General features: G+C 33.0%; 23 protein-coding genes. 19 read left to right on the top strand and 4 right to left on the bottom strand.

Annotation, left to right across the window (positions count from 1 at the left end; all coding sequences use genetic code 11):
* The first annotated feature begins 14 nt into the window (after nucleotides 1-14).
* From BMY96_RS10385 to BMY96_RS10300, 19 genes are all read left to right on the top strand, one after another.
* Nucleotides 15-1,445: an SDR family oxidoreductase gene (locus tag BMY96_RS10385; protein WP_092851871.1), complete on the top strand. Its 1,431-nt coding sequence runs from the start codon at nucleotides 15-17 to the stop codon at nucleotides 1,443-1,445.
* A complete protein-coding gene (locus BMY96_RS10380) occupies nucleotides 1,432-1,578 on the top strand; it encodes a DUF2256 domain-containing protein (RefSeq protein WP_092851869.1) in 147 nt (48 codons plus the stop codon). The genes BMY96_RS10385 and BMY96_RS10380 overlap by 14 nt, the downstream gene beginning before the upstream one ends.
* Nucleotides 1,551-2,858 (top strand): DASH family cryptochrome, encoded by a 1,308-nt coding sequence (locus BMY96_RS10375; protein ID WP_092851867.1) that lies wholly within the window; start codon nucleotides 1,551-1,553, stop codon nucleotides 2,856-2,858. Before BMY96_RS10380 ends, BMY96_RS10375 begins: the two co-directional genes overlap by 28 nt.
* Nucleotides 2,859-4,391, top strand: coding sequence for a cryptochrome/photolyase family protein (locus BMY96_RS10370; protein WP_092851865.1), 1,533 nt, complete (start codon nucleotides 2,859-2,861; stop codon nucleotides 4,389-4,391).
* Complete coding sequence (locus tag BMY96_RS10365) at nucleotides 4,381-5,853, top strand: cryptochrome/deoxyribodipyrimidine photo-lyase family protein (RefSeq protein ID WP_092851864.1); 1,473 nt, start codon at nucleotides 4,381-4,383, stop codon at nucleotides 5,851-5,853. The genes BMY96_RS10370 and BMY96_RS10365 overlap by 11 nt, the downstream gene beginning before the upstream one ends.
* 133 nt (nucleotides 5,854-5,986) lie before the next feature.
* Nucleotides 5,987-6,415, top strand: coding sequence for a hypothetical protein (locus BMY96_RS10360; protein WP_092851863.1), 429 nt, complete (start codon nucleotides 5,987-5,989; stop codon nucleotides 6,413-6,415).
* Nucleotides 6,412-6,684, top strand: coding sequence for a TIGR03643 family protein (locus BMY96_RS10355; protein WP_092851861.1), 273 nt, complete (start codon nucleotides 6,412-6,414; stop codon nucleotides 6,682-6,684). Before BMY96_RS10360 ends, BMY96_RS10355 begins: the two co-directional genes overlap by 4 nt.
* 52 nt (nucleotides 6,685-6,736) lie before the next feature.
* Nucleotides 6,737-7,432 (top strand): GTP cyclohydrolase I FolE, encoded by a 696-nt coding sequence (gene folE / locus BMY96_RS10350; protein WP_092851860.1) that lies wholly within the window; start codon nucleotides 6,737-6,739, stop codon nucleotides 7,430-7,432.
* Nucleotides 7,433-7,436: 4 nt separating this feature from the next.
* Entirely contained in the window at nucleotides 7,437-7,655 is a 219-nt protein-coding gene (locus BMY96_RS10345; protein WP_092851858.1) for a hypothetical protein, read from the top strand.
* 155 nt (nucleotides 7,656-7,810) lie between these two features.
* Nucleotides 7,811-8,026, top strand: coding sequence for a hypothetical protein (locus BMY96_RS10340; RefSeq protein WP_092851857.1), 216 nt, complete (start codon nucleotides 7,811-7,813; stop codon nucleotides 8,024-8,026).
* A 22-nt stretch (nucleotides 8,027-8,048) separates the two neighbouring features.
* Nucleotides 8,049-8,732 (top strand): SDR family NAD(P)-dependent oxidoreductase, encoded by a 684-nt coding sequence (locus BMY96_RS10335; RefSeq protein ID WP_092851855.1) that lies wholly within the window; start codon nucleotides 8,049-8,051, stop codon nucleotides 8,730-8,732.
* A gap of 3 nt (nucleotides 8,733-8,735) precedes the next feature.
* On the top strand, nucleotides 8,736-9,275 hold the full coding sequence (locus BMY96_RS10330) for a glutathione peroxidase (protein WP_092851854.1): 540 nt from the start codon (nucleotides 8,736-8,738) through the stop codon (nucleotides 9,273-9,275).
* A gap of 3 nt (nucleotides 9,276-9,278) precedes the next feature.
* Nucleotides 9,279-9,455, top strand: a complete 177-nt coding sequence (locus BMY96_RS15865; protein ID WP_139205240.1) for a Lacal_2735 family protein — start codon at nucleotides 9,279-9,281, stop codon at nucleotides 9,453-9,455.
* Nucleotides 9,442-9,903 carry a TspO/MBR family protein gene (locus BMY96_RS10325; RefSeq protein WP_092851852.1) on the top strand — a complete coding sequence of 154 codons (462 nt, stop codon included), beginning with the start codon at nucleotides 9,442-9,444 and terminating at the stop codon, nucleotides 9,901-9,903. The genes BMY96_RS15865 and BMY96_RS10325 overlap by 14 nt, the downstream gene beginning before the upstream one ends.
* 3 nt (nucleotides 9,904-9,906) lie before the next feature.
* The gene (locus BMY96_RS10320) at nucleotides 9,907-10,368 is read left to right on the top strand and encodes an SRPBCC family protein (RefSeq protein ID WP_092851850.1); all 462 of its coding nucleotides are present in this window, start codon (nucleotides 9,907-9,909) and stop codon (nucleotides 10,366-10,368) included.
* A 113-nt stretch (nucleotides 10,369-10,481) separates the two neighbouring features.
* Nucleotides 10,482-11,786, top strand: a complete 1,305-nt coding sequence (locus BMY96_RS10315; RefSeq protein WP_092851848.1) for a cryptochrome/photolyase family protein — start codon at nucleotides 10,482-10,484, stop codon at nucleotides 11,784-11,786.
* 105 nt (nucleotides 11,787-11,891) lie between these two features.
* A complete protein-coding gene (locus tag BMY96_RS10310) occupies nucleotides 11,892-13,037 on the top strand; it encodes a DUF3095 family protein (RefSeq protein ID WP_092851846.1) in 1,146 nt (381 codons plus the stop codon).
* Between the two features lie 258 nt (nucleotides 13,038-13,295).
* Nucleotides 13,296-13,868, top strand: a complete 573-nt coding sequence (locus BMY96_RS10305; protein ID WP_092851844.1) for a pentapeptide repeat-containing protein — start codon at nucleotides 13,296-13,298, stop codon at nucleotides 13,866-13,868.
* Nucleotides 13,869-13,872: 4 nt separating this feature from the next.
* On the top strand, nucleotides 13,873-14,475 hold the full coding sequence (locus BMY96_RS10300) for a YdeI/OmpD-associated family protein (RefSeq protein ID WP_092851842.1): 603 nt from the start codon (nucleotides 13,873-13,875) through the stop codon (nucleotides 14,473-14,475).
* A gap of 29 nt (nucleotides 14,476-14,504) precedes the next feature.
* Here the strand turns inward: BMY96_RS10300 and BMY96_RS10295 are convergent, their stop codons facing one another.
* The 4 genes from BMY96_RS10295 to nusB form a co-directional block, all read right to left on the bottom strand.
* Nucleotides 14,505-14,945 (bottom strand): hypothetical protein, encoded by a 441-nt coding sequence (locus tag BMY96_RS10295; protein ID WP_092851840.1) that lies wholly within the window; start codon nucleotides 14,943-14,945, stop codon nucleotides 14,505-14,507.
* A 190-nt stretch (nucleotides 14,946-15,135) separates the two neighbouring features.
* The gene (gene yajC / locus BMY96_RS10290) at nucleotides 15,136-15,429 is read right to left on the bottom strand and encodes a preprotein translocase subunit YajC (protein WP_092851838.1); all 294 of its coding nucleotides are present in this window, start codon (nucleotides 15,427-15,429) and stop codon (nucleotides 15,136-15,138) included.
* A gap of 8 nt (nucleotides 15,430-15,437) precedes the next feature.
* A complete protein-coding gene (locus BMY96_RS10285; RefSeq protein ID WP_092851836.1) occupies nucleotides 15,438-15,908 on the bottom strand; it encodes a DUF1573 domain-containing protein in 471 nt (156 codons plus the stop codon).
* 104 nt (nucleotides 15,909-16,012) lie between these two features.
* Nucleotides 16,013-16,960: a transcription antitermination factor NusB gene (nusB, locus tag BMY96_RS10280; protein WP_092851834.1), complete on the bottom strand. Its 948-nt coding sequence runs from the start codon at nucleotides 16,958-16,960 to the stop codon at nucleotides 16,013-16,015.
* Between the last annotated feature and the right edge of the window lie 40 nt (nucleotides 16,961-17,000).

The following is a 17,000-nucleotide window of genomic DNA, read 5'->3' as shown; positions in this document are numbered from 1 at the left end:
TTTTATACTAACACATGAATATTCTTGTAACTGGAGCCACAGGCTATATTGGCAAACGACTTATACCCTTTTTACTAAATGAAGGGCATAAAGTGGTATGTGTTGTTAGAGACCGACTTAGAGCCGATAAAAGTTATGCCAAAGACGAAAATATTTATGTTATTGAAGGTGATTTTTTAAAACCAGAAACTTTAGAAAACATCCCTATAAAAATTGATGTGGCGTACTATTTAATCCACTCCATGTCCAACTCGTCAAAAGATTTTGAATCGCTTGAAGCCCGTTGTGCCACAAACTTTAAAAACTACATTGAAACCACCGAGGTTAAACAAGTAATTTACTTAAGCGGTATAACTAACGAGAAAGAATTATCAAAACATTTGCAGTCTAGAAAAAATGTTGAAAGCCTATTAGAGTCTAAAACCTATGCGCTTACCATTTTTAAGGCGGGCATTATTGTTGGATCTGGAAGTTCATCGTTTGAAATTATAAGAGATTTGGTTGAAAAACTCCCTTTTATGATTGCGCCCAAATGGCTAAATACTAAAACACAACCTCTAGCGGTAAGAGATGTTCTAGCCTTTTTATCTAAAGCTGCAGGAAACGAAAAACTATTTAATAATAGTTACGATGTTTTTGGACCAGAAGTTATCACCTATAAAGAAATGTTACTGCAGTTTGCCGAGGTAAGAGAACTTAAGCGATACATACTTACCGTACCAGTAATGACACCAAAATTATCGTCGTATTGGCTTTATTTTGTAACATCAACATCGTACAAACTGGCCTCTTCGTTAGTGGATAGTATGGGTGTTCAAATTATAGGAAAACCAAGTAATATCAACAAAATGCTTGGGGTTACACCACTTACCTATAAGGAAGCAGTGGCTTTAGCTTTCGAAAAAATAGAACAAAACAGTATAGTTTCTAGCTGGAAAGACTCGATGGTAAGTAGTGGCAGATTAAGAAACCAATTACACAAATATGTAAACGTACCTAAATACGGCTGTTTTACCGATTATAAAGAACGACAAGTACAAGATGCTGAAAAAACCGTAAACAAAATTTGGGCTATTGGAGGAAAAACGGGTTGGTATTATGGTACCATTTTATGGCGATTACGTGGCTATATAGACAAATTATTTGGTGGCATTGGATTAAGACGAGGCCGTACAAGCCCAACAGAATTAGATGCTGGCGATGCTCTAGATTTTTGGCGCGTTATTTTTGCCGATAAAAAACAACAAAAACTACTGCTTTATGCCGAAATGCGTTTACCCGGTGAAGCATGGCTAGAATTTAAAATTGAAGAGGGCTTACTAAAACAAACTGCAACCTTTAGACCGCGCGGACTTTGGGGCAGGATCTACTGGTATAGTGTATTGCCTTTTCATGGATTTATCTTTAGTGGCATGATTAACAAACTCGTTAATGTTGAAGCGTAAAAAGGGCGATTTACCTCAAAAAATATGTATGGTATGCCAAAGGCCTTTTACTTGGCGTAAAAAATGGGAAAAGAATTGGAGTAACGTTAAATATTGTAGTGAAAAATGCAGACGCAACAAAACACAGGATTAGTATGGTTTAAAAACGACCTGCGTGTACATGATAATGTCGTTTTAAATAGCGCAATAGAAAATAACAAAGCTGTTATAGCCGTTTTTTGTTTTAACCCAGAACTTTTTAATACAGGTACATTTGGTTTTAAAAAAACCGAAAAATTCCGTGCTCAATTCCTACTTGAAAGTGTTTCTAATTTAAAGAAAAATCTTAAATCTTTAAACATTGAGCTTTTAGTATTTCACAACAAACCAGAACAAGTAATTCCAAAACTGGTTTCAGAATATAATATTAAAAACATTTACCTTCAAAAGGAATGGACCAGTGAGGAGAAGCATAGTATTAAAAAAGTAAAAGCTTTAATTCCTAATAAGGTGATATGGCGCGAGCTGTTTAATCAATTTTTATTTCATCCAGAAGATATCAATTTAAACCTTGAAAATATACCGCAAGTGTTTACAAATTTCAGAAAAAAAGTTGAAAAAGAAAGTCGTGTAAGACCTTCTACTTCTTATATACATGCTAAGGAAAATCAACAAATAAACAACGAAACTAAAATACCAAAACTTACCGACCTTGGTTTTAAAAATTTCGAAAAACACTGTAATAGCGCTTTTCCTTTTAAAGGTGGAGAAACTGCCGCTTTAAAGCGTTTAAACCATTACTTTTTCGAAACAAAAAAATTAGGCTTTTATAAAAAAACAAGAAACGGCTTAATAGGTACAGATTTTAGTTCAAAATTTTCGCCTTGGTTAGCAAATGGTAGCCTTTCTCCCAGAACAATTTATTGGGAAGTTAAAAAGTTTGAAACAGAACATTTTAAAAACGACTCTACATATTGGCTTATTTTCGAATTGATTTGGCGCGATTATTTTAAATATGTTTCACTAAAACATAACAGTAGTATTTTTAAAATTAGCGGCATTATTAACAAAAACTACCATTGGAATACGAATAAGACAAACATAAACCATTGGATAAATGGAACAACGGCATCTCCATTTGTTAATGCAAACATGATAGAGTTAAAAAAAACAGGATGGATGAGTAATAGAGGTAGGCAGAATGTGGCATCATATTTTTCAAAAGAACTCATGTTAGATTGGAGAATTGGTGCTGCATATTTTGAATCTATGCTACTAGATTACGATGTACACAGTAACTATGGCAATTGGATGTATGTATCGGGTGTGGGCAACGATCCGAGAGACCGAAAATTTAATGTACAACTCCAAGCCGAACGTTACGATGCCAACGGAAAATTTCAAAACCTTTGGTTACAAGAAACTCTTTTTTAAATGAAAATTCTAAGACTTATACTAGGCGATCAACTCAACATTAAACACTCGTGGTTTAAAGAACCTAACGATAACGTTGTGTATTGCTTATTTGAAATGCGCCAAGAAACAGATTATGTTACCCATCATATTCAAAAAGTTATTGGTTTTTTCGGGGCAATGCGTCAATTTTCAAAAGACCTAAAAGACAAAGGGCACCACGTTGTTTATTACAAAATAAACCAAGCGGAAAACACCCAAAGTTTAACCGATAACCTTTTAAAGGTCCTAGAAAAACATAGCATAGAAACCTTTGAATATCTAGAACCGGATGAATACCGCTTAGACCACCAATTAATAGAGTTCTGCAAAACTATCGATATACAATATAGCGTCTCCTCTACCGAACATTTTTATACCAATCGCCATGATTTAAAAACCTTTTTTGAGGGTAAAAAGCAATATCTCATGGAAAATTTTTATCGCGATATGCGTAAAAAACATGATATTTTAATGCATGCGGGACAACCCGAAGGCGGTAAATGGAACTACGATAAAAGTAATAGAAACAAATGGAAAGGCGATGTTGATATACCTACCTACAAGGTATTTAAAAATAATGTGGATGCCGTTTTACTTGACATTGAACAATCTAAAATAAAAACTATTGGAAAGTTTGATACCAAAACCTATTCCTACCCAATTACTAGAAAACAAGCTTTAGAGCAACTAAAGTATTTCTGCGAAGCACTTTTAATGCATTTTGGAGATTATCAAGATGCCATGCATACCGATGAAGTCTACCTTTTCCATTCACGATTATCTTTTGCCATGAATATAAAACTCATTTCGGCTAAAGATGTGGTAAAAACGGTACTCAATTACTACCGCAAACATGGTGAAGATATTAGTATTTCTCAGGTAGAAGGTTTTATAAGACAAGTTATTGGGTGGCGAGAATACATGCGTGGTATGTATTGGGCTTTAATGCCCGGTTTTAAAAATGAAAACCAACTAAATAACAAAAATAAGTTACCCGATTTCTTCTGGACAGGAAACACCAAAATGAATTGCCTAAAACAAGCCATTACAAACTCGCTAGATAATGGTTATGCCCACCACATACAGCGTTTAATGATTACTGGAAATTATGCACTGTTAACAGAAACACATCCCGACGAGGTAGACAAATGGTACTTAGGTATTTATGTGGATGCTGTGGAATGGGTTCAAATTACCAACACCAGAGGCATGAGCCAATTTGCCGATGGTGGTAAAATAGCAACAAAACCCTATGTATCTTCTGCGTCGTACATTAATAAAATGAGTAATTATTGTGATAATTGCCATTATAATAAAAGCAAAAAAACAGAAGACAACGCCTGCCCTTTTAATAGTTTATACTGGAATTTTCTAGATTCTAAAAGACCAGTGTTACAAAATAATTTTAGAATGAAAATGATGTACAGCGTTTTAGATAAAATGAAAACTCCAGACTTAGCCAAACTAAAAGAAAGAGCCCAACATATAATAGCCCATCAAGATGAATACTAAACCCGAATTACATGTTGTTTGGCTAAAACGCGATTTGCGTTTACAGGATAACGAAGCTATTTATAATGCCCTTGCTACAGGCAAACAGGTTTTAATTTTATATAGTTTTGAGCCTTTATTACTTAACGATCCGCACTACAGTGAACGCCACTGGAACTTTATAAAAGAATCGTTAGTAGATATTAACCACAACCTTAAGCCTTACAACTCCAAAGTATTTATTGCACAATCTAACATAATTGCTGTTTTTAATCAGTTACTTTCAAAATACCGTATCACTAAGGTTTTTTCGCATCAAGAAACAGGCATTTTAGTGACTTATGAGCGCGATAAGAATTTTGAACGTTTCTGCAAAAACAATCTTATTACTTGGGTGGAAAACATTAATAACGGCGTACAGCGAGGTCTAAAAAATCGAGACAATTGGATGGCGTTATGCAATTCGTATTTTGAAATTACGCCATTAAACTTCGCTCCTAATGCCAATCAATTATTAAGTATACCCGAAATTGAAGCCATTGAAGCTCATTTTAAAATCCCCGATTTAACCACACCAAGCAACGCCATATTCCAAAAAGGCGGACGCACCATGGGTTTAAAGTACCTAAACTCTTTTTTTAAAGAACGCTACCCGAATTATATGCAGCACATTTCGAAACCAGAATTATCGAGGTCCAGTTGTAGCCGTATATCGCCGTACATAGCTTGGGGAAATTTATCGATTAGAGAAGTATACGCTCAGGCCTATAATCTTAAAAAAACATCAAAACACAAAAAAGCTCTGGAAGCCTTTATGTCTCGTTTACGATGGCAATCTCATTTTATACAAAAATTTGAAATGGAACATACCATGGAAGAAGCTAGTATAAACAAAGGGTTTCATAAACTAAAAAAAAGTATATCACAAGACTATTTAAAAGCTTGGAAAACGGGTACAACAGGCTATCCCATAATTGATGCATGTATGCGCTGTTTAAACGAAACGGGGTATTTAAATTTTAGAATGCGAGCCTTAGTGGTTTCTTTTTTAACCCATAATTTGTGGCAACCTTGGCAGGAAGCTACTACCCACTTATCGCAGATGTTTCTTGATTTTGAACCAGGTATTCATTTTCCACAATTACAAATGCAAGCTGGAGAAACAGGCATTAATATGTTACGCATTTACAACCCCATTAAAAACAGTTTAGAACACGACCCGGAAGCCCGTTTTATAAAAAAATGGGTACCCGAACTAGAAAATCTTGAAATTCCATTTGCACACCAACCATACCTAATGACGCCTCTAGAGGAACAGTTTTTAAATTTTAAACTTGGTGTAGATTATCCGTACCCTATTGTTGAGCTAGATTCTACACGAAAAAAAGCATCAGACGTCCTTTGGAATCTTCGCAAAAACAAAAAAGTACTCAAAGAAAGCACCCGTATACTTAAAAAGCACACATTAAAAAGACCAAAATAATCACTTAAACACTTACATAACAACAGCTTAACAAGAAACCATAAATAATTCTTATAGTACCATATATACTTTTGTTTAATCTTTTTGTTAAAAAGATAAACATTTTGTATTTTTGAAAGTATAAGATTATAAAATGATACTTGATTCTACACATTTTAACAAAAAGCATAAAGAAATCTTGAATGATTTGGTTGGTGAACCATTTTCATTTTTGGAGTCTCTTAAAATGAAAGGTGTTGGCTCTAAACGTATGATAATTGAAGATGTAAGTCCTAATTTAAAGGCATACATGAACACCGTTTCCGATACTAATTATGCTAACCTAGAATTACGAAAAGCAGGTGTTTTAATATATATTAACAAAGGACTTAAAAATTTTACTTGGCCTATTCCATACTATCAATTGGTTATTTACAGAACTAACGGCTTAAGTATTCACGCAAAAGGTAAATTCATTCATTTTAAAAACAATAAAATGTTTAGAGAAAATAAACACTTCTTTGTAAAAATGCTAGATGAAAAAATAAAATACGACGAAAAATATAACTTTTTACAAGGATGAATTTAAACATTCAGGATATAGATAGAATAATTGAAATGGCCTGGGAAGACCGTACAACCTTCGAAGCCATAAAATTTCAATTTAACATAAATGAGCAAGAGGTTATAAAACTAATGCGCAAAGAAATGAAACCTAACAGTTTCAAACTTTGGCGAAAGCGCGTTCAAGGTCGGCATACCAAACATGAAAAATTAAGGGCATTCCAAAAAGGGCGTTTTAAATGCACCCGACAAAGACAAATTTCGAATAACAAGATTTCAAAACGTTAAACAGTGCTTTGTTTGACTTAAATATATCGAAACAGCACATAAAAAAGAAAATATGGAAACAGACAAGTTAACACCAACTAAAAACGGCAACACGTTAAATGGCTTTAGTTTAAACGACATTGGAGACGATCACCTATATACAGGGTTAGAAACACCCATGAAACCAGATGCTTTTAAACTTTCTGACGCCGATAAAAAAGAGCGTATTTCCATTCTTTTTGAAGAAATTATGGATGTTATGGGCTTAGATTTAACCGACGATTCTTTAAAAGGCACACCACAAAGAGTCGCAAAAATGTATATTGACGAAATTTTCTCTGGTCTAAATCCTGCCAACAAACCCAAAATAGCACTCTTTGACAATAAGTACCAATACAACCAAATGCTGGTTGAAAAGGATATCACATTTTATTCCAATTGCGAACATCATTTTGTACCTATAATAGGTAAAGCCCATGTGGCGTATATCTCATCAGGTAAAGTAATTGGATTGTCGAAATTAAACAGAATTGTGCAGTATTATGCTAAACGTCCGCAAGTACAAGAGCGTTTAACAAATCAAATTGCAAACGAATTAAAAACAATTCTAGACACTAACGATGTGGCTGTAATTATCTCAGCCAAACACCTATGTGTGTCGTCTAGAGGTATAAAAGATGATACATCATCTACCGTAACCGCATATTATGGCGGCACATTTAACACCCCCGAAAAAATAACAGAATTTCAAAACCATATAAACAGTTAAAACCATGGAATTAATTGAAAGAGCAATAGAGTTTGAAAACCGTAAAATGAGATCCTTATCCACCAGCGATCGTGTAAAACTTTCTAGAGAGGCGAAAGCCCTAATTTTAGATTTAAATGAAATTTATAAAATAAAGAAAGACGAAAAAATCATGGATATCATGAAGCGCTTAACCGTAATAAAAAGAAAAATAGAACGTCGACTAAAAGGTAAACTTTTATAAAAACATAAGATATTTGATAGAATTCGCAAATAAGTATTAAAATTTTTCTAATAATTCTATATAAAAATAGTTAATCTACCATAATTTACTATATTGGCAAAATTGGTAATCCAAAAAATTACCAATTAGAAAAGATTAAAGATTAAAACAGAATTATGGAGATTATTGATAAGGCTTTAGAATTTGAGCAACGTAAACACACTTTTAAAACTACAAGTGAGCGCATCGAATCGTCTAGAGAAGTAAAAAGCTTAATATTAGGATTAAACAACATTTATAAGGAAGAAAAAGATCCTGAAATAATGGACCTAATGAAGCGATTGACCGTTATAAAACAAAAAATTGAAAAAAGGCTAAAGGGCAGGCCATAGCAAATAAAATGCCCTGAAAACCATGAAAACAATAATTGTAGTTGGTGGAAGCAAGGGCATTGGAAAAGCTTTGATAGAAAAACTATTAACTTCTTGCCGTGTTATAAACTTAAGCAGAAGCATTCCCGAAATATCGCACAACAACCTAACTCACCATTCGTGCGATATTATTAATGATGAATTACCAAATATTGAACAGGCCGATGGCCTAGTATATTGCCCTGGTAGCATCAATTTAAAACCTATTTCCAGATTAAGTATTGATGATTTTAAAAACGATTTTGAAATTAATGTACTTGGTGCTGTAAACGTTATTCAAACTTACCTTCCTATTTTAAAGAATGGCAAGCAGCCTTCTATAGTCCTATTTAGTACCGTAGCAGCCAAATTAGGAATGCCTTATCACGCCAGTATAGCCGTGGCCAAATCGGGCGTAGAAGGTTTGGTAAAATCTTTAGGTGCAGAGTTAGCACCAACCATTCGTATTAACGCCATTGCACCAACAGTAACTAATACGGAACTAGCCTCTAAACTTTTACGAAACGACAAGATGATTGAAAATATCACAGAACGTCATCCTCTTAAAAAGTTTCTAGACCCAGAAGAAGTGGCAGAAATGGCTGTGTTTCTTTTGTCAGATAGTTGTGCTTCCATGTCGGGTCAAATCTTCGAAATGGATTGTGGTATAGTTAGTTTTAAAATATAAGTAATGCATTCTATTAAAGCATTTTTAGCAACATTACGAACAAAAGCTAAACCCACAAAAATGGGTGTTGATTCCATTTATGATATTAAAATTAATGCTATAAATACTAAACCTATAAATTTATTACAATTTAAGAACAAACATATTTTATTTGTAAATGTAGCTTCTAAATGTGGGTTTACACCGCAGTATAAAGATTTACAAACTTTATACAATAAATACCAAAACCAACTAGAAATAATAGGTTTACCCTGTAACCAATTTGGAAATCAAGAACCTAACAATCTTGAAGAAATAAAGTCCTTTTGCGAAACTAATTATGGGGTTTCATTTTTAATTACAGAAAAAATACATGTAAAAGGGAAACATAAACATCCTTTATACAGTTGGCTAACCAAAGCCATTAATAATGGCAAGAAAAACTCAACGGTTAAATGGAATTTTCAGAAATATTTAGTAGACCCTAAAGGGCAATTAATAGACTATTTTTTACCAACCGTTAACCCATTAAGCTCTAAAATTACTCAACATTTAAAACAATAAATTATGTTCGGATTATTCAAAAAAAAATCAAAAAAAGAGAAACTAGAAGACCAGTTTAAAAAATTAATGAAGGAGTGGCACACCTTATCTTCTATTAACAGAGCTGCTAGTGATGAAAAATACGCTAAAGCTCAGGAAATAGCTAAACAAATAAATATGCTTAAAAATGAAGCTGCTTAAATACTTTATTATATTCTTAGTTATTAATTTTGGTGCCTTAGCATTAGGAAGTTGGCTCATGGATAATGGACCACAAGCCGATTGGTATGCAAATTTAAATAAAGCACCATGGACACCTCCTGGTTGGGTTTTTGGTGCTGCGTGGACAACCATAATGCTTTGCTTTTCCGGCTACATGGCCTATTTGTATAAACAATTTCCTAATACAAATACCTTAGTGCTTTTCGCACTACAGCTTGTACTTAATATAATTTGGAACTATATATTTTTTGCACAGCATTTTGTACTAGTTGGATTAATAACAATTTTAGCACTAACCTTAGTTATAGCAAGTTTTACCATAATGTACATTAAAGATTTAGGTGCCAAAACAGTGCTAATAATCCCCTATTTAATTTGGATTTGTATTGCCACATCTCTCAATGGATATATATTATTAAATAATTAAGAAATGAAAATATACAGACTACATAAAAAACAAAACCTACCTATAAGTATTAATACAGCTTGGGAGTTTTTATCGGATCCAAAAAATTTAAAAACTATAACACCAGATTATATGGGATTTCATATCTTATCAGGAGCGGATAGACCCATGTTTGCTGGCCAAATAATACAATACATTGTTACACCTGTTTTAGGCATAAAAACAAAATGGGTAACCGAAATTACACATAGCGTAGACAAGCATTATTTTGTTGACGAGCAACGTTTTGGTCCCTATGCACTGTGGCACCATAAGCATTTTATAAAAGAAATTGATGGTGGTGTTGAAATGGAAGATATTATAGATTACAAAGTACCATTTGGTTTGCTGGGGCAATTAGTGCACCCCATTTTGGTTAAACCGAAGTTAGAAGAAATTTTTAGTTATAGAACAACAAAATTGGAAGAATTATTTGGAAAATACTAGGTAATCGAGAACTCTAAAATTTGAATAGCATATTAATTGTAACGGCATCGCAACACAAGTCTTTAAAACAAAATAACCCGTTGCAACAAAAAACATAAAATTTAAAACATTTAATGAGTAAAAAAGTAAATATTTTCTGGTTTAGGCGCGATTTAAGATTGGATGACAATGTGGGCTTTTTTGAAGCCCTAAAATCTAATAACCCTGTACTACCAATTTTTATTTTCGATTCCGAAATTCTGGATAAACTACCGGAAGATGATGCTAGAGTAACCTTTATACATAACACGTTGCAAGACATGCGCTCTACTTTGCAAGACGAGCATAACAGTAGTATAGCAATGTATCATGGTAAACCCATTGATATTTATAAAAATTTAGCTGAAGAATACCGTATTGAAACCGTGTTTACCAACCATGATTATGAACCTTACGCTAAAGAGCGTGACAAACATATTAAGGACTTTTTAGCCGAAAAAAACATTGCATTTAAAACTTTTAAGGATCAAGTTATTTTTGAAAAAGACGACATTGTAAAAAAAGATGGCGATCCTTACGTGGTGTACACCCCATACATGAAACTTTGGAAACAGACGTTCCACACAAAAGAATTAGAGATTTATTATACAAATTCGTACTTAGGGAATTTAATAGAACACTCCAGGTTGCCAAATTTAAGTTTAAGTGATATTGGTTTTAAAACATCCAAACAGAACATAGCACCATATACCGTAACGCCAACACTAATACAGGAGTACGACGATACGCGTAATTTTCCTGCCAAAGACAGCACCTCGAGACTTGGTCCGCATTTGCGTTTTGGAACAGTAAGCGTTAGGAAAATGGTAAAAAAAGCCATTGCAGAACAAAACGAAATATTTTGGCAAGAATTAATATGGCGAGAATTTTTTATGCAAATTCTTTGGCACTTTCCGCATACAAAAACAGATAGTTTTAAATCTAAATACGATCGTATTGAGTGGCGTAATAACGAAACCGAATTTAAAGCATGGTGCGAAGGAAAAACAGGCTACCCACTTGTTGATGCCGGTATGCGCCAACTTAACCAAACCGGTTTTATGCATAATAGAGTAAGAATGTTAGTAGGCAGTTTTCTTTGCAAACACTTACTTATAGATTGGCGCTGGGGCGAAGCTTATTTTGCCGAAAAACTTCACGATTACGAGATGGCTAGTAACATTGGGAATTGGCAATGGGTGGCCGGAAGCGGTGTTGATGCTGCTCCATATTTTAGGATTTTTAACCCAACTACCCAAATTCAAAAATTTGATAAAGACCTTAATTACATAAAACAATGGGTTCCAGATTTTCAAGAATTAACCTACCCAAAACCAATTGTGGAGCATAAATTTGCAAGAGAACGTTGTTTAGAAACCTATAAAGCTGCCTTAAATTAAGTTACCAATTTACCTTTAGTTTGTTATAAAAAATGCCGTACTTCGTTGTAGCGCTACTGCAACAAAAAACTAATAAAATAAAATGGGTTTTGAAATAAGGCTAATATGGAAGACACTTTTTTTTATACCAATCTTACAAATTATAAAGAACCTGTAACCCAATTACTTTCAAAACCAGAGCTTTTTAAACGGATTCCTAATAATTGGTCTATTGTTATTACCGATATAAAAGGCTCCACGGTGTCGGTTCAAAAAGGCCTATCGGAATTAGTAAACCTAATAGCCACCGGTAGTATTGTAGCCGCATTAAACATTGCAAAAAAACAATCCATAGATATTCCTTTTTTCTTTGGTGGCGATGGTGCAACACTATTAATCCCGCCTGTTTTACTGCATGACATTATGGAGGCTTTACTTTTGCACCAAGAAAATATTAAAAAAGAATTTGATATTTATTTAAGAGTTGGGCATGTTCCTGTATCGCACGTTTACAAAAACAATCAGGAATTAAAAATAACCAAGGCAAGCATTAACAAATTACTTACTATTCCTGTTGTATTAGGAAACGGTTTACATTTTGCCGAAAATCTTATAAAATCTAAAGATCCTGTAATTGATAATTTAAACAAACAAACAGACGTATTAGATTTAGATGGTATGGAATGTCGCTGGAATAAAATTCCGCCACCAGAAAACTCTAACGAAGTGGTGTCCTTATTAATTAGCGCAACAAACGAAACCGACCAAGCTCCTATTTTTAAAAGTATATTAGAAAAAACAGATGAAATTTATGGCCCTTTAAAAAACAGGAACCCCATTTCTGTACCAAAATTAAAACTGAATTTTAATTATAAAAAAATAAAGACCGAACTAAAGGCAAGCAATAAAAAGTTTGGAGTTAGAAACTTTTTAAAGGTTTGGCTTACTGGACTTATTGGCAACTTTTATTACTTACCCAATAAAACCGGTAGAACCTATTTAAAAGAGCTAACTCAACTATCGGATATTCTCGTTATAGATGGGCGAATAAACATGGTTATTTCTGGAACATCTAAACAAAGAAAATTGCTAACCACCTTTCTTGATGGTTTAGAAAAAAACAAGCACATTGTTTATGGCATTCATGTTAGTAACCGAAGCATTATGTCGTGTTATGTACAAAATAGAAATGCCAAACACATCCATTTTGTTGATGGTGGAAGTAGTGGCTATACTAGAGCTGCTAAGGTTTTAAAAAGAAAGTTAAGCTAAGTTTCTCGTTTTGTATTATAACCTAAAACCGCAAACAAACTCCCCTTTTAACCAAAGCAAAATCAAGAGCAAGCACCCGCGTTAGCGATTGAACGGCCTGTTTGAGCTCCCGACCTAAGGAGGAGCGAGTAGTGAAAGCGCGACCCTTGTGGTAACGCCCAAACTTATTTTGTAAAACTTTTTTACTTGGCCTTAAAATTGTTATGTCTATAGGCTTTTATAGCAGATTAATTATATTTATAGTAAACCAATACAATAATGGAGCATAATTTTATAGACGAGCAAACTTTTAAAAATAAAACCTTTACCGAAAATGAATTTGAAAAAGGCGATTACGAATTATGCACCTTTATAAACTGTGTTTTTTTAAATGCCAATTTATCGCACACACGATTTATAGAGTGCGAGTTTCATGATTGTAATTTAAGTTCGGCTAATATTTTCGATACTAGTTTTCAAGATGTGTATTTTAAAGGATGTAAGCTACTTGGTTTAGATTTTGAAAAATGTAGTGATTTTGCTTTTACTATTAAAGTGGAGCAATGCCAACTAAACCATGCCTCCTTTTTTAAAATGAATCTTAAAAAAACACTGTTTAAAGACTCTAAATTAGAGGGTGTCGATTTTACAAATTGTAATTTAAGTGATGCTGTTTTTGATGCCTGTAATTTAATAAACTCAACATTTTTTAACACCAACTTAGAAAACGCAAATTTTAAAACTGCTAATAATTTTAAAATAGACCCCGAAAACAACCGTTTAAAAGGTGCTAAATTTTCGTTGCTAAATATAGAAGGGCTTTTAACTAAATATCAAATAAAAATTGAATGAGGTTATGAAAAAAATTTATTCGGTTGAAGAGTACATCGAGGAACACAGTAATTTTAGTGCGGCATTACGCCTATTAAGAACACTTATATTAGCTACCCAGGTTGAAGAAGCCATAAAATGGAATGCCCCTATTTATATGGTTAATGGCAAAAATGTTTTAGGTTTAGGGGCTTTTAAAAACCATTTTTGTATTTGGTTTTTTAATGGTGTTTTTTTGAAGGATACCCATAACGTATTAATTAACGCCCAAGAGAACAAAACCAAAGCGTTAAGGCAAATGCGTTTTGAAACTATAGAGTCTATAGACAAAAATATAGTTTTGGCCTATGTAAAAGAAGCTATAGAAAACCAAAAGTTAGGAAAAGAAATAAAGCCCACTAGAACTACAAAAAAAGATATTACTATACCCTTAGAGCTTAAAGCAGAATTAAACGCTAATCCTACACTAAACCATGCTTTTAAAAACCTAACACCTAGTAAACAACGTGAGTATTGCGCGTATATAGATACTGCTAAACGAAAGGCTACTAAACAAACCCGATTAGAAAAAATAACACCCATGATTTTAAATAATAAGGGCTTGCACGATAAGTATAAAAATTGCTAATGCTATATTTAAATTTAAGTGTTGTAGCGCTATGCCACACTTAAATAAGATACTTTTTTGGTAGATTCTAAAATGCTTCTTTGTGTGGATAGTTTTAGGGCTCTAAACTCATTTATTTCGCACATTTTATAATTATTGGCCTTATGCTGGTATAAATACAGCTCAAAAACCGATAAGTATTCTAGCATTTTAAGTTTATTACTTAACTGCTCCTGCTCTAAAGCCAAATCGTGCATACGCTTGGCATCAAAGTTGTTAGCCGCTGTTTTAGTGTTTTTTAATAAACCAAGTACAACACTTGGTTGGATACTTGGTTTATTTTCTAAACTAGAGTTGCTTTTATAGCTAAGGCTAGTTATTTTTTGCTTTAAAAACTTAAGTAAATGCATTACCGTGGCGTTTTGCTTAAAAGCAAATAACAAAACATTAGTTATGCTTAAAATAAGTAGGCAGGTTAAAAGTACATCCATGATAAATAAATTATAAATTAATACTCAATTCATTTATAAGACAACCCATAAGTGTTTTACCCTACTAAAATTAAAAATAAACCGAAATAAAATATTGACATGGCATTAAATTACTTTCAGTTTTAAGCAAAAAAAAAGCCTCCTAAATAGGAAGCTTTCTTTATAAAAATATTATTTATTAAAAGTAAAACTACTTAACCGTTACAGGAGCATTAAGTTTAGAACTCATTTCCATAGAAATGGCAGATCTATCAAACTTTAATTTTCCGGCCATGGTTTCAATAACACAACTGTTATCTTTATCGTTTAACTCGGCAATTTTACCGTGTAAACCACTTTTAGTAATTACTTTATCGCCACGTTTTAATTCGGCTGCAAATTTCTTTTCTTTTTTAGCTCGTTTCATTTGCGGTGCAATCATAAAGAAATACACGACTACGAACATTAAAACAAATGGCAAAAATTGCCCAATTCCTTCTCCCATTATCTAGTTTATTTAGCTGGTACTGGTTTATTAGGGTCTGGTTTTACAAATGCTGTAATTTTTACAAGCTCAGAACCTTTTTCGGTATTAGCAGTAACTGTTATTGTTTTAGTTACTTTATTTTGGCCGCTACCATTAAATTTTACAGAAAACTTACCAGAATCTCCAGGTAATAAAGGTTCTCTGCTCCAATCTTGAGGTACAGTACATCCACAAGAACTTTTAATATCTGTAATAACTAGAGGTGCATCACCTTTATTAGTGTAGTTAAAAGTTGTTTCAACAGCTGTTTTAGCTTCAATTTCGCCAAAATCATGCTCAGTTTTATCAAAAACTAATACAGGAAATTTAGATGCAACAGCATCTCTTTCTGCTGCAACAGCAACATTAGCTTCGTCAATTTTTTGAGCAGCATTGTCTTTGCAAGATGTAAATGCAACTAAACACAAGGCACCAAGACCAAATATTATTCTTTTCATTATAGATTTGTTTTTAAAATTTAAGATGCGTAAAAATAGCAATTATTTAAAGGATTAAAAATTTTTGTATTCTTCTTAACAAATATTTTTAATTTCGGGTGGCATTACATAAGTCCACGACCAATTTTATTTAATTCACCAGAGGCTTCATATTCCTTTACCAACTTATCCAAAATACCATTAATAAAAATGCTACTTTTAGGTGTCGAGTATTCTTTAGATATTTCTAAGTACTCATTAATAGTTACTTTAACTGGTATAGACGGGAAGTTATTAAGCTCGCAAATAGCCATTTGTAATAACACAAAATCTACGGTTGCAATGCGGTCCGTGTCCCAGTTTTTTGTTTTCTGGTCTATTTCCTTGTTTATGGCTGTACTTTTTAAAAGGGTTTTCTTAAATAAATCAATAGCAAATTGCTTATCCTCAATATCCTTATATAATTTTGGTGTAAAATAATGCTCTGGCGATGTTTCTTTAACCTTTCTAAGTAACTTTAAAATAGTGGTATTAACCGTAGGAAGATCGTCCAACCAAGTTAGATTTTTATCCTCCATATAATCATAAAGTTTTTCGTTAGGGGCAACTATATCCTTAAAAACATCAACAATAAAGTTTTTATCTTCTTTAAAATCAGACACTCGTGTTTGCATATATGTTTTATACAAATCGCTAGCCAAAATATCTTTAAAAATAAGGTCTACATATTCGCCATCTAAATCCCAGTTGTTAATATTATGGGCTTTTAATTGGTCGGCCAATGGCAAGTTTTCTCTTAATAAATTAAGGACTCTATTATTAACAAACTTTCGGTTTGGGTCTTTATCTTCCTTGGTGGCAAGATGCTTATTTTGTTTCTTTTTTAAATCACTTTCAGCACGTTTTTGTACTTCAATTAACAACGATATTAATAACAAATACAAGTTGTACATATTATCAATACTAAAAAGTAAGAATTTTTGATCTTTAGTAAAATCGTCACTCTCACTTCCTTTAAAGGCATACATGGTTTGCATAACTTTTACACGTATATGTCTTCTATTTAGCATCATTACAAAGAACTTTTAATTAAAAAATACAAACTATTTTTTA

This window comes from Algibacter pectinivorans, from assembly GCF_900112595.1.
In the GTDB taxonomy this organism is placed as follows: domain Bacteria; phylum Bacteroidota; class Bacteroidia; order Flavobacteriales; family Flavobacteriaceae; genus Algibacter_B; species Algibacter_B pectinivorans.
This window is presented reverse-complemented; position numbering and strand designations above follow the sequence as displayed.

What these genes read in the sequence shown, in the direction of transcription:
- BMY96_RS10385 (WP_092851871.1), top strand. Translation starts at nt 15, where the DNA reads ATGAATATTCTTGTAACTGGAGCCACAGGCTATATTGGCAAACGACTT.
- BMY96_RS10380 (WP_092851869.1), top strand. Translation starts at nt 1,432, where the DNA reads ATGTTGAAGCGTAAAAAGGGCGATTTACCTCAAAAAATATGTATGGTA.
- BMY96_RS10375 (WP_092851867.1), top strand. Translation starts at nt 1,551, where the DNA reads ATGCAGACGCAACAAAACACAGGATTAGTATGGTTTAAAAACGACCTG.
- BMY96_RS10370 (WP_092851865.1), top strand. Translation starts at nt 2,859, where the DNA reads ATGAAAATTCTAAGACTTATACTAGGCGATCAACTCAACATTAAACAC.
- BMY96_RS10365 (WP_092851864.1), top strand. Translation starts at nt 4,381, where the DNA reads ATGAATACTAAACCCGAATTACATGTTGTTTGGCTAAAACGCGATTTG.
- BMY96_RS10360 (WP_092851863.1), top strand. Translation starts at nt 5,987, where the DNA reads ATGATACTTGATTCTACACATTTTAACAAAAAGCATAAAGAAATCTTG.
- BMY96_RS10355 (WP_092851861.1), top strand. Translation starts at nt 6,412, where the DNA reads ATGAATTTAAACATTCAGGATATAGATAGAATAATTGAAATGGCCTGG.
- folE (WP_092851860.1), top strand. Translation starts at nt 6,737, where the DNA reads ATGGAAACAGACAAGTTAACACCAACTAAAAACGGCAACACGTTAAAT.
- BMY96_RS10345 (WP_092851858.1), top strand. Translation starts at nt 7,437, where the DNA reads ATGGAATTAATTGAAAGAGCAATAGAGTTTGAAAACCGTAAAATGAGA.
- BMY96_RS10340 (WP_092851857.1), top strand. Translation starts at nt 7,811, where the DNA reads ATGGAGATTATTGATAAGGCTTTAGAATTTGAGCAACGTAAACACACT.
- BMY96_RS10335 (WP_092851855.1), top strand. Translation starts at nt 8,049, where the DNA reads ATGAAAACAATAATTGTAGTTGGTGGAAGCAAGGGCATTGGAAAAGCT.
- BMY96_RS10330 (WP_092851854.1), top strand. Translation starts at nt 8,736, where the DNA reads ATGCATTCTATTAAAGCATTTTTAGCAACATTACGAACAAAAGCTAAA.
- BMY96_RS15865 (WP_139205240.1), top strand. Translation starts at nt 9,279, where the DNA reads ATGTTCGGATTATTCAAAAAAAAATCAAAAAAAGAGAAACTAGAAGAC.
- BMY96_RS10325 (WP_092851852.1), top strand. Translation starts at nt 9,442, where the DNA reads ATGAAGCTGCTTAAATACTTTATTATATTCTTAGTTATTAATTTTGGT.
- BMY96_RS10320 (WP_092851850.1), top strand. Translation starts at nt 9,907, where the DNA reads ATGAAAATATACAGACTACATAAAAAACAAAACCTACCTATAAGTATT.
- BMY96_RS10315 (WP_092851848.1), top strand. Translation starts at nt 10,482, where the DNA reads ATGAGTAAAAAAGTAAATATTTTCTGGTTTAGGCGCGATTTAAGATTG.
- BMY96_RS10310 (WP_092851846.1), top strand. Translation starts at nt 11,892, where the DNA reads ATGGAAGACACTTTTTTTTATACCAATCTTACAAATTATAAAGAACCT.
- BMY96_RS10305 (WP_092851844.1), top strand. Translation starts at nt 13,296, where the DNA reads ATGGAGCATAATTTTATAGACGAGCAAACTTTTAAAAATAAAACCTTT.
- BMY96_RS10300 (WP_092851842.1), top strand. Translation starts at nt 13,873, where the DNA reads ATGAAAAAAATTTATTCGGTTGAAGAGTACATCGAGGAACACAGTAAT.
- BMY96_RS10295 (WP_092851840.1), bottom strand. Translation starts at nt 14,945, where the DNA reads ATGGATGTACTTTTAACCTGCCTACTTATTTTAAGCATAACTAATGTT.
- yajC (WP_092851838.1), bottom strand. Translation starts at nt 15,429, where the DNA reads ATGGGAGAAGGAATTGGGCAATTTTTGCCATTTGTTTTAATGTTCGTA.
- BMY96_RS10285 (WP_092851836.1), bottom strand. Translation starts at nt 15,908, where the DNA reads ATGAAAAGAATAATATTTGGTCTTGGTGCCTTGTGTTTAGTTGCATTT.
- nusB (WP_092851834.1), bottom strand. Translation starts at nt 16,960, where the DNA reads ATGATGCTAAATAGAAGACATATACGTGTAAAAGTTATGCAAACCATG.